Here is a 10,448-nt window from a genome sequence, read left to right as displayed (position 1 = left end):
TCGGTGAATCCTTACTTCAGGTACATATTGTCGATCGGAGTCGACGTGCCCCAGATGCCAATCGGTGGATTTCCGACCTTGTCTGAATAGACCGTGTGGTAAGGCAGGGTGTTGGTGAAGTAGAGCGGCACTTCGTCGTTCACGATCTTCTGGAACTGCGAGTAGAGTGCTTTGCGTTTGTCGCTGTCCGTTTCGACCGCTGCGGCGGCAAGGATCTCATCAACCGAGGTATTTGAATAGCCTTGGGTATTCGACCAAACGCCCTTGGCGATGTTCGAGGACAAATAGGTCCGGTGCACACCAATCACTGGGTCACCCCAGTTGAACACTGTATCCCAGCTCAATTCGAAATCCATTGTGCCCATACGCTTGGCCCATGCTGGAAAGTCAGCCGAGGCCCGTACAGTTACATCAATGCCTACTTTCTTCAGGGCGGCTTTGGTGTATTCGACCTGCGGTTTCACATCGGGCCAACCAAAGTCAATTGTCAGACCAAAGCGCATTCCGTCCGACCCTTTGGCGAATCCAGCCTCATCCAAAAGCGCGTTTGCCTTGTCGAGATCCAGATCATATGGATTAACGTCTGCTTCATAGAACGGGCTGTCTGGGTGAATGCCTGTCAGGGCGTCGGATGCCGTTCCCTGCATCAGGGCCTTCTGGATGAAATTGCGGTCTACTGCATATGCAATGGCCTGACGCACGCGTTTGTCCGCGAGCGGTCCCTTGGTGGTGTTGATTGCCAACCAGTCAAGCGGGCCAATGGCACCGTACCCATCTGCAGTCACATTCAACCCATCGACCTTCTTTAGGCGGTTGATGATACGTGGCAAGGATTCGAACCCCGAAAAGTGCAGCTCGCCGTTTTCCAATGCGATGGCACGGGCTGCTGGATCGGTGATGATGCGCATCACGATCTTGTCGAGATAGGGCCGCCCCTCGATGAAGAAATCGTCAAACCGCTCCAGAATGACATGCTCGCCATTCTTGAACTCTACCAGTTTGAACGGGCCTGACCCGACAACATCTGCATTGTTACGCGGATGCGACTTGGGATCTTGCCCATCGCCGTAAATATGCTCTGGAATAATCGACATCAGCTGTCCGGACATGGCCAGCATCAGGGCCGGATGCGGTCTGTCGAGGTTCAAAATTGCCGTGTGATCATCCGGGGTGTCGACCGATGCCACAGGTGCAAACATCGCCTTAAATGGATGTTTTTCCTGAATAACCTTGACCGAAAACGCAACATCGCTGGACGTGATTGGGTGGCCGTCATGGAATTTCGCGTTCTTGACCAGGTTCAGTGTAACCGTGAGGCCATCGTCCGATACGCTCCAGCTTTCAGCCAGGTAGGGCTGCGGGGTCCAATCATCGTCATAGCGCAGAGGTGACGCAAACAGCTGCGCACCCGGAAAGCCGGTCACGGTTCCGGACTGGACCGCAGGGTTCAGGTTTCGTGGGTTCTGCTGAAGTGTCGTCAACAGCGTGCCGCCCCGCTTGGGTTCGTCAGCCGAAACTGCGCCGGTCGCCATAACCGCTGCGAGTGCGGTCGCTGTCACCAGGCCCTTGAGTGCGTGTTTCACAATTGTTCCTCCCAGAATTACACATTTTTTTCCTATTGGGTGAAAGCCTAGCGCAGGATCTTTCCGGCAAAAAACAGAATTAATAATCCTCAAAGACACATTTTATGAGGGAATCAAAATCCCTGTTCTCAAACCGTGATTTCCGAAAAACTTTCTCGTGACTTGAGGCGAAGACAGGTTTCGATAATGGCCCGCACGGTTTTGGGCTGGCGTGCCCCCGTCATCGTCGCAATCCCAAAGACGGGCGCTGGGCCCGCATCCTGAATCGGTAAAGCACGGTAAGGCGACCCCTTTCCCAGTGCTTCGGGAGGCAGGATGTTCAAGATCGAGAAGCCAAATCCACTGGCGACAAGGCTTCGGCAAATCTCGGATGAGCGGCTGGTGTGGACAACGTTTGGATTTAGCCCACGGGCCTTGAACATACCAAGGAAATAGTCCTTGGTCCGTGGCAGATCCAGCAGGACCATAGGCCGTTGGGCCAAATCCGCAAACGTGATACTGTCGTCATCAGCAGCTGGATCGTGACAGGATACGAGCGCGTATGCAGGTGCTTCGAACAACGGCATAAAGTTGTGTCGATTGTCAGTAACCTCGCCATAGGTAAACACCAGATCGGCCTCGCCCTCGGACAGGAATTCCATGGTCGTGGCCATGTTGCCTTCTAGCAGTTTGATGGAAATCCCAGGAAATTCTTCTGTAATTGCCTTGAGGATCGGCGGCAAAAACGATGGCGCGGCGGTCGCATAACAAGCCATGCGTACCAAACCGGCGGCGTCGCTGCCCACCGATTGGATTTCACCTTCGAAATGCCGTGATTGATCCAGAAAACCTTTGATGAGATGCAGCGTTTCCAGCCCGGATGGCGTGGCCTGAATACCTTTGGCTGGGGTGCGCACAAAGATATCATAGTCCAGCGATTGCTCCAGCGCATCAATGGCCGCTGTGATAGAGCTTTGTGAGATACTCAACTCTGTCGCGGCCTTGGCGATGGAGCCAAGGCGACCGGCGGCCTCGACATAGCGCAACTGCTTGAGTGTGAAGTTCAGCATTTCTCATTCCGCCAAAAAACCGGGGTTTATCGTCAGCTAAAACTATTTTTCAGGCAAATGAAAGCGCCTTAGCCTTTGGGAAAGCCTGAGGTTTCGAGGACATTATGACCAAAACGACCATTTATTGCGCGCGTAAGATACTGACGATGAACCCGAACCAACCCGAGGTCAGCCATGTGGCGGTGCGGGATGGCCGCATTCTCGGGGCCGGCAGCCTGAGCGACCTGACACCTTGGGGCAACTATGAACTGGATGAGCGTTTTGCCGACAAGGTGCTGATGCCAGGCTTTGTTGAGGGCCATGCCCACACCATGGAAGGTACGCTTTGGCGCAATGTCTATGTCGGCTGGTTTGATCGGACGGACCCGGACGGGAAAACTTGGTCGGGATTGCAGACGATTGATGCTGTGATCGCGCGGCTCAGCGAAGAAGAAACCAAGCTGACCGATCCAAATGCACCGTTGGCGGGTTGGTCGTTGGACCCGATTTACATGAACAACGAACGTGTCACACGGCACGATCTGGACCGCGTTTCAACCACTCGGCCAATTGGTGTATTGCACGCGTCGGGCCACATCATGAACGTGAATTCGAAGGCGTTGGAACTGGCTGGGTTGCTGAAGCCGGGTGTCAACCATCCCGGCATTCCCTTGGGTGACGATGGCCTGCCCAAGGGCGAGCTGTATGGGCCCGACGCAATGACCCCGGTCGGGCCATTTGTAGGGTTTGACAGATCACTGACCGATTGTGATGAAAGAGGTTTGCGAGATTACGCCAAACTCTGCGTCCGCGCTGGTGTCACCACTTGCACCGATCTCGCCGCACGGCTGGAAGACGAAAGCGTGGACATGATGTTGCGCGTCACTGGCGAAGACAGTTTCCCCGCCTGTATCGTCCCTCTGAAAGTGTTTCTTGGCATGTCGGCAGAAGAGATCGTCGGCTATGTTCTGAAGCTCAAAGAGAGATCGACGGACCGCTTGCGTCTTGGGCGGATCAAGGCCATCGCCGATGGGTCAATTCAGGGTTTTTCTGCGAGAATGCGCTGGCCGGGTTACCATAACGGTGCCCCAAACGGGTTGTGGTATACCGCGCCTGAGCAGATGTCGGATCTGTACCACCGCGCGCTTGCAGCCGGGGTTCAGGTACACACTCACACAAATGGTGATCAGGCGACACAAATGGCGTTGGATATGCTTGAGCCAGCTCTGAAGGCGCACCCAAGCGCTGACCATCGGTTTACCATGCAACATTGCCAATTGGCTGATGCAGCGCAATTTCGCAAAATGGCCAAACTCGATATGTGCGTGAACCTGTTTGCAAACCATCATTTCTTTTGGGGCGATGAGCATTACCGTCTGACGGTTGGTCCTGAGCGGGCTGAACGCATGAATGCCTGTCGCACAGCTTTGGACACGGGCGTGCCAATGACAATCCATTCAGACGCTCCGGTCACCCCACTTGGCCCCTTGTTCACGGCATGGTGCGCCGTCAACCGGATCACTGCATCTGGACGTGTTCTGGGGGCGGGCGAGAAGATCGACGTTGACGCTGCCCTGTGGGCCATCACCCTGGGTGCCGCGTACACGTTGCACATGGACGGAGAAGTTGGCTCGATCGAGGTTGGAAAACGGGCAGACTTTGCAGTTCTGGAGGATGACCCTACTGGCGTAGAGCCGTGGTCCCTGAAGGATATTGGCGTATGGGGCACTGTGCAGGGGGGGCGGATCTTTTCGGTGGATGACCTGTGACACAAGACACCGCTCTTCTCCCGGTGCTTACAATTGGGGGGTATCTCGGTTCCGGAAAAACAACGCTGGTAAACCATCTTCTACGCAACGCAGACGGCAGACGCCTGGCAGTTCTGGTTAACGAATTTGGCGACCTGCCCATTGACGAAGACCTGATTGAAGCCGAAGACGATAGCCTGATCTCGATCGCGGGAGGTTGCATTTGCTGTTCATTTGGCAACGACCTGCTTGGTGCATTGACCTCAATGACTCAGATGTCTCCCCCGCCAGACACGGTCATAATCGAAAGCTCCGGCGTGGCGATACCTGGGGCGATTGTAGCCAGCCTGTCTTTGTTGCCGGGCCTGACTTCGGACGGGATCGTGGTTGTTGTCGATGCGGAAACCGTGCGAAAGGCAGCATTAGATGAGTATATCGGCGACACGATCCTAAGGCAGATTTCCGATGCAGAATGCATCATCATCAACAAACTTGACCTTGTTTCGGAAGAGACTGCACAGCAGGTAGCGGACTGGATAACCGAAGCTGCACCCGCCGCCATTCAAATTCCGACGCAACATGGGCAGGTCCTTCCCGACGCTCTTTTGGGTTTGATCACGTCACCGGGCACGGGACAAAACGCTGCGCATTCGGATTCGCTTTTTGAAAGCCTGGTTCTGATCCCAACGGGGCCGGTGAATGCCGAGGCTCTTGCGAAATCACTGACCAAAGGGAGCTTGGGGGTGATCCGGGCCAAGGGCTTTGTTACAGACGCGGATAATCAGCCTTGGTTGATCCAGACAGTTGGGAAACGTTGGAGTGTTCAACGGACAAATGACATGTCCGCTTTGGGTGTTATTTGCCTCGGCTTCCAGGGGCGACTAGATCGAGCGTTTCTAAGCAAAGAGTTTAGGGTGACCCCGGATTGACGGAATTGTATTGCTCACCCGTTCACCGATCCTCATCAACTCAGAAAATATCACAGGCAATTCTGACAATTGCCTGATCATGAATGTCGAAGCCATGTCCGGGGCTGATACCGTGTTCTTCCGGTTTCTGGAACAGCTTGAGAATGGTCTTTGTGGAACCCATGAAGGACGTCAAGATAACGGATTGCCCACTGTCCATGTGCCCGGTTTCCACGGCAGTCTGTTGGTCCGCCCAACCTCGTGACAGCGAACAGATGTCGACCCCATCGGCCAAAGACACCAGATCACCAAGCCGCCTTGCGAAGAAGTCGGCGAAACGCTTGATGTCTTTGGCATCATCATCCTGGGGTTCAGTCTTTGCCGATAGGTGTCGGGCGCATGGTTGCGACCAGTTCAGCCACCTTGATGCCGAATTTTCGCATTTCAGACTTGTTCATGATTGTTCCGTTGTCAGTCAGATACATCCAGTCTGTGACGTTCAGAACATGCCCTCCGGCGTCTTCTGGAAGAACGATCTTGTACGTCAGCGTCGCCGTGGACCCCGAAACCTCGCCCTTGGCTTCTCCTATGATGTCATCCGCGGTGGCGGTGAACGTATTCCCCGGCCCCAGTGTCAGAAACCATTTTCTGTTCTGCACTGCGCCGTTCGAATAGGTGAAATGCTCGGTCAAAGTGCCGGTGTCACCGTCCCATTCTCCGACCATTTCTGCAACAAAGCTGCTGGTCATCTTGCCGGTTGGTCCAAAAATCAGCCCTTCGGACAGGATGGCTCCTGACAGGTGCTTCTTGATATCGAATGCTGGGTTTGTCTTGGCATAGTCTGATGGTGATTGCGCCTGAAAGCTGAGAAAAAGCGTTTTGGCGAGAACGATCAGCATCGCAAGAACAAGAATGGCGGTCAGAATTTTCATTGGGCTCTATCCTTTTGAGCGAGCGAGAAAACAAACCCGATGGCGACGAGTTTGAGAACACAAGGTATGACAGCATAGGCAAGGTTCAGCGCGGTCAGTGCCTGTGCTGTGTTGGGTTGGCCGGGGGAAAAACCGTTCCACTCTAGCAGGGGCAGAACGGTGAAGGCCGCAAGCGCCAGGCCCAGCTTCCCGGCAAAGGACCAGAGCCCAAAGGCCGCGGATGCCTTTAACCCGGCGTTTGTCAGAGCGACGGAAAACATGGCGGGCAGCAGGACCATGTCCGCGCCCAGCGCCGCCCCTGAGGCAATACAGATCGCGGTAAACCCGGCCATGTTTCCAGGGGCCAGAAAGGCGGCACCGACAAAGCCGAGAATGGAGAGGGGCATTGCCAACAACAGGGTCTGTCTGTTGCCAAGGTGGCGGCTCACACGGACCCAGAGGGGTACGCTCACGCCTGCGCATAAGAAAAAGATGATCAACAGCAATCCCGACTTGCCAGACAACAGCAACCGGTCTTCGACAAAGAACAGGAAAAGGGTTGACGTGATGGCAACTGGCAGGCTGTTGATCAGGGCCAACAGCAGCAACCGAAAGGCACCGGAACGGGCCATCCCGGACAGCGAAATAGCCGTTCCCAAAATTGGGGGCCGTCGCCAGATCGGGATGGTGGCCACCCCTGCCGCAACAGCGATGACCCCGAGAGCGAACCCAAAAACGCGATAGCCACCATCTGGTGCACCTGATGCCGCAAATATCGCCGGCAACACTGCCGCCAGGATCACGCCGGTCAACATGCCTGCCTCGCGATAGGCCGACACTGTCATGAGGTCTTTGGGCCGGGGGCTGTGCGCCAAGGTCGCGCTGCGCCCGTACAACAGGATCATTCCAAGGCTGTAGGCTGAAAACAACAGGACCAGAACTGCCAGCAATGCGACAACCACCTGCGGCCCGGGTTGCAATGCAAAGAGCAGCGGGAACCCGATCGCCAAACCACCAGCAGCCAGCATCGCAAAGGGCAATTGCTGTCGAGGCCATCGGTCTATGGCCCAGCCGATCAGGGGGTCCTGCACCAGATCAACGACCCTGATCGCCAAAAGCAGCGTCCCGACGACTCCCAACCCAATACCCAGATTTACCGAAGCAAAGCGGGGGAGGTGGATGTACAGCGGGATGCCAGCCGCAGCCAGCATCAGCGCATACAGGCTGACCCTCGGATAGACCATCATTCGCCTTTTAATTTACGGGTGAACGATGCCGAGCGGGTGTTTTCGCCGACAAAAATGGCCATGAAGCGTTTGGATATCTGTGGATAGCCGAGCGAGCATACCGAAACATCGTTGCGCCAAAAGTCGATCTGGTCTGGGCCTCTGGTTATCGCAAGATAGCGGTCTCCCTTGGCAACATCGTCGAAACAACGGGACAATTGGTCCTGTATCGGCAGGCGTGCGCCTGTGCGGCCCAGCTCATCCATAGTGCTTGCAACCAGATCTTTCTTGCTGATCTGGCGCAAATACTTCAGCTCAATCCCGAAATTCTGCTTCCAATCCAACGGCGCGCCAGCAGGCGTAAAGAGCCGCGCCTCGTAGATAGGAAGGCCGATGAACCGAAACACCGCTTTGCCGCGCAGGGTGGCATCCGACAAGGAGGCCTCGATTGCAGAGGCCTGCGATAGAGCCGGCGCACACAGCAATGCCAGAATGACAAACAGCCTAGGCATGGGCCAACTCGACCTGAACCACGTTTGTATGCCCCACCGCAAAGGATGCTGCGCAGATCTCGAGGTAGTACTGCCAGTTTCGGAAAAAGGCGGTATCGAACCCCTGTTCCAGGATGCGTTGCTTTTGGGCGACCAAACGTGACCCCCAAATCCGGCAGGTTCTGGCATAGTCCTGGCCAAACGCAAAGCTGTCGCTGACTTGCAAATGCGCGTCGCGGGCCTGTTGCGCGATCACTGTATCAGACAACAGCATCCCCCCGGGGAAAACATATTGGCGGATATAGTCCGATGACGCTCGGTATGCGTTGAAATAGTCGTCTTGAACGGTAATGGCCTGCAACAGGATCCGTCCACCTTCGGCAAGGCGTTGTTTCAAGGTGGCAAAGAATTCGGGCCAATAGCGTTCGCCGACGGCTTCGACCATTTCTATGGACACGATGTTATCAAATTTTCCGCTGATATCGCGATAGTCACGCAGTTGAATGTCAGCCGTGCCATCCAGCCTGCATTCGGCATAGCTGTGCTGGCTGCGTGAGATGGTTACGCCGGTCACGTCGCGGCCTTCACGGGTCGCATGTTCTGCAAAGCCGCCCCAACCACAGCCGATTTCCAATACCTGTTCCCTGTCCGTCAGTCGGGACAACGCGCGGGCATTCTTGTGGGTCTGCGCCTTGGCCAGATCGGTGCAGCCGGATTGAAACAGACCCGAAGAATAGGTCATCCCGTCGTCCAACCACAGTTGGTAGAATTCGTTCCCAACATCATAGTGAGACCGGATGTTCTTGCGCGATCCACCACGGGAATTGGCCCGCAACACCCTGTCGACAAGACGGAATTTCATGTGGTTGAAAGCAGACGCCCGGTCATAGCGGCCAAAGTGTTCGCGATTGCGCATCGCCACGCTCATCAGCCCTTCGATTGACGGTGTGTCCCACAGTCCCTGAACATAGGCTTCGCCCAACCCCACCTGGCCATGGGCTGCCATCGCTGACACCGCAGACCAATCGCGGATCACCATTTCGGCTTCGGGTCCCGATGTCCCGAATTCATAGCGCTCACCTTCGGGCGTTCGCAGGGTCAGGCGCCCGTCACACAGTTGCGCGCAGGTGGACAGGAATTCCGTTTTCAGGGCTTTGCTGGTCAAATGCATTTTGTGCTCCGCTGATTTCAAATGGCTGGTTGATCATGCGAACAATGCGCATGGCGCTGGCAATTCCGTCTTCGTGGAAACCGTTCCTGTTATAGGCACCTGCGTACCAGGTTCGGTTTTGGCCCTGCATTGTGCGAATAACGGTTTGGGCCCTCAGGGCGGCCTTGTCGAAAATCGGATGGTCGAATTCCGCCCTGTCATAGATCTTGTCATTGGGAATCTGGGATGATGGGTTCAGAGTAACAAAAAGCGGGTCAGTCTCGGGAATGTCCTGAAGCTTGTTCATCCAATAGGTGACACCTATGCCTTGGGGTTGCGATCGATAGGTCCAACTGGCCCAGGCTGCGCGCCGATTGGGCATCTGGCTGGTGTCGCAATGCAAAACCGCCGAATTCGCCTGATAGCGGATACTACCCAGTGCCTCGACCTCTCCCTGGGTGGCTTCCCCGCCAAGAATTTTGAGCGATTGGTTCGAGTGGCAGGCCAGGACGATTTCGTCAAACTGTGCCCGGTTTCCGCGGTTGTCGATCACGACCACACCGTCGGCCGATCTGTGAATGCTGGCAATCGGTGTGTTTTCAAGGATCTTGCAGCCACGGCCCAAAAGAGCCGTTTCAAGCCGCCGAACGTATTCGATACTGCCCCCTTTGACGGTCCACCACTGGTGTTCCTTGATGCCCGCCAGCAACGCGTGGTTGCGAAAGAATTGAACCAGAGATTTCGCGGGGAAGGCATCGACGTTATCCACGGGCGTTGACCAGATGGCACCGCACATCGGCATGAGATATTTGTCGCGGAACCAGTTTCCCAATCCCAGTTCGTCAACCAGTTCTCCGATTGTCTTGTCGTCATCCTTTGCGGCCTGTTCGGCATGTTTTCCGAACCGCAGGATGTCGGCGACCATCTTGTAATACTGCGGCCGAACGAGATTGCGTTTTTGGGCGGTGATGGCTTTGAGGCTGTTCAGCCCGTATTCCAAAGACCCATCGTCGATGCTGGCACCAAAACTCATGTGGCTTTTGATGACGGGCACGTTCAGATCCCGAAACAGGCGTGTCAGATGTGGATAGGTTACGTAATTGAAGACAATGAACCCGGTATCGACCGGTTGGTCTCCATTCTTTCCGGCCAGGACAGTGCGCGCATGACCGCCAAGCCTGGGTTCGGCTTCGAACAAGGTGACGTCGTGATGGGCTGACAGGTAGTAGGCAGAAGACAAACCCGAAATGCCCCCCCCGACAATGGCAATCTTCTTTCGCCGCGCTTGCGTATGATCCAGCATGCAGTCCCCTTAAAGCTTGTGTTTAAAAGAGAATACGCGGGGTATTGGCAGTTGGATCATTTTGATTTTATTTTTGACTTTGGGTGATCCAGACAAGCCG

General features: G+C 55.3%; 10 protein-coding genes. 2 read left to right on the top strand and 8 right to left on the bottom strand.

The genetic code is table 11. The features are described 5' to 3' along the window. Positions 1-11: 11 nt before the first annotated feature. Positions 12-1,583 (bottom strand): ABC transporter substrate-binding protein, encoded by a 1,572-nt coding sequence (locus QEZ52_RS16810; RefSeq protein WP_406645625.1) that lies wholly within the window; start codon positions 1,581-1,583, stop codon positions 12-14. 128 nt (positions 1,584-1,711) lie between these two features. Beyond that, a complete protein-coding gene (locus tag QEZ52_RS16805; protein ID WP_406645624.1) occupies positions 1,712-2,632 on the bottom strand; it encodes a LysR family transcriptional regulator in 921 nt (306 codons plus the stop codon). A 104-nt stretch (positions 2,633-2,736) separates the two neighbouring features. Between QEZ52_RS16805 and QEZ52_RS16800 the strand changes: the two genes are divergently transcribed. Then, entirely contained in the window at positions 2,737-4,380 is a 1,644-nt protein-coding gene (locus QEZ52_RS16800) for an amidohydrolase (protein ID WP_406645623.1), read from the top strand. Beyond that, complete coding sequence (locus tag QEZ52_RS16795) at positions 4,377-5,288, top strand: GTP-binding protein (protein WP_406645622.1); 912 nt, start codon at positions 4,377-4,379, stop codon at positions 5,286-5,288. The genes QEZ52_RS16800 and QEZ52_RS16795 overlap by 4 nt, the downstream gene beginning before the upstream one ends. Before the next feature lie 40 nt (positions 5,289-5,328). On the opposite strand, the gene QEZ52_RS16790 is transcribed toward QEZ52_RS16795, so the two are convergent. The 6 genes from QEZ52_RS16790 to QEZ52_RS16765 all read right to left on the bottom strand — a co-directional run bounded on the left by QEZ52_RS16790 (position 5,329) and on the right by QEZ52_RS16765 (position 10,348). Next, on the bottom strand, positions 5,329-5,451 hold the full coding sequence (locus QEZ52_RS16790) for a hypothetical protein (protein ID WP_406645621.1): 123 nt from the start codon (positions 5,449-5,451) through the stop codon (positions 5,329-5,331). 187 nt (positions 5,452-5,638) lie between these two features. Further along, on the bottom strand, positions 5,639-6,199 hold the full coding sequence (locus QEZ52_RS16785; RefSeq protein WP_406645620.1) for a DUF3833 domain-containing protein: 561 nt from the start codon (positions 6,197-6,199) through the stop codon (positions 5,639-5,641). Continuing rightward, on the bottom strand, positions 6,196-7,422 hold the full coding sequence (locus tag QEZ52_RS16780; RefSeq protein ID WP_406650537.1) for an MFS transporter: 1,227 nt from the start codon (positions 7,420-7,422) through the stop codon (positions 6,196-6,198). The genes QEZ52_RS16785 and QEZ52_RS16780 overlap by 4 nt, the downstream gene beginning before the upstream one ends. Beyond that, the gene (locus tag QEZ52_RS16775) at positions 7,422-7,916 is read right to left on the bottom strand and encodes a hypothetical protein (RefSeq protein WP_406645619.1); all 495 of its coding nucleotides are present in this window, start codon (positions 7,914-7,916) and stop codon (positions 7,422-7,424) included. Before QEZ52_RS16775 ends, QEZ52_RS16780 begins: the two co-directional genes overlap by 1 nt. Further along, a complete protein-coding gene (locus tag QEZ52_RS16770; protein ID WP_406645618.1) occupies positions 7,909-9,066 on the bottom strand; it encodes a class I SAM-dependent methyltransferase in 1,158 nt (385 codons plus the stop codon). The genes QEZ52_RS16775 and QEZ52_RS16770 overlap by 8 nt, the downstream gene beginning before the upstream one ends. Then, on the bottom strand, positions 9,005-10,348 hold the full coding sequence (locus QEZ52_RS16765) for an NAD(P)/FAD-dependent oxidoreductase (protein WP_406645617.1): 1,344 nt from the start codon (positions 10,346-10,348) through the stop codon (positions 9,005-9,007). Before QEZ52_RS16765 ends, QEZ52_RS16770 begins: the two co-directional genes overlap by 62 nt. Positions 10,349-10,448 lie beyond the last annotated feature (100 nt).

Source organism: Aliisedimentitalea scapharcae, from assembly GCF_045277565.1.
Lineage (GTDB): Bacteria > Pseudomonadota > Alphaproteobacteria > Rhodobacterales > Rhodobacteraceae > Aliisedimentitalea > Aliisedimentitalea scapharcae.
The sequence above is the reverse complement of the archived record's forward strand: the minus strand, read 5'-3'. Positions and strand labels throughout refer to the sequence as shown.

Excerpts from the sequence above, each read along its gene's own strand:
- QEZ52_RS16790 (WP_406645621.1), bottom strand. The coding sequence starts at position 5,451 with ATGGGTTCCACAAAGACCATTCTCAAGCTGTTCCAGAAACCGGAAGAA.
- QEZ52_RS16785 (WP_406645620.1), bottom strand. The coding sequence starts at position 6,199 with ATGAAAATTCTGACCGCCATTCTTGTTCTTGCGATGCTGATCGTTCTC.
- QEZ52_RS16780 (WP_406650537.1), bottom strand. The coding sequence starts at position 7,422 with ATGGTCTATCCGAGGGTCAGCCTGTATGCGCTGATGCTGGCTGCGGCT.
- QEZ52_RS16770 (WP_406645618.1), bottom strand. The coding sequence starts at position 9,066 with ATGCATTTGACCAGCAAAGCCCTGAAAACGGAATTCCTGTCCACCTGC.
- QEZ52_RS16765 (WP_406645617.1), bottom strand. The coding sequence starts at position 10,348 with ATGCTGGATCATACGCAAGCGCGGCGAAAGAAGATTGCCATTGTCGGG.
- QEZ52_RS16805 (WP_406645624.1), bottom strand. The coding sequence starts at position 2,632 with ATGCTGAACTTCACACTCAAGCAGTTGCGCTATGTCGAGGCCGCCGGT.
- QEZ52_RS16775 (WP_406645619.1), bottom strand. The coding sequence starts at position 7,916 with ATGCCTAGGCTGTTTGTCATTCTGGCATTGCTGTGTGCGCCGGCTCTA.
- QEZ52_RS16800 (WP_406645623.1), top strand. The coding sequence starts at position 2,737 with ATGACCAAAACGACCATTTATTGCGCGCGTAAGATACTGACGATGAAC.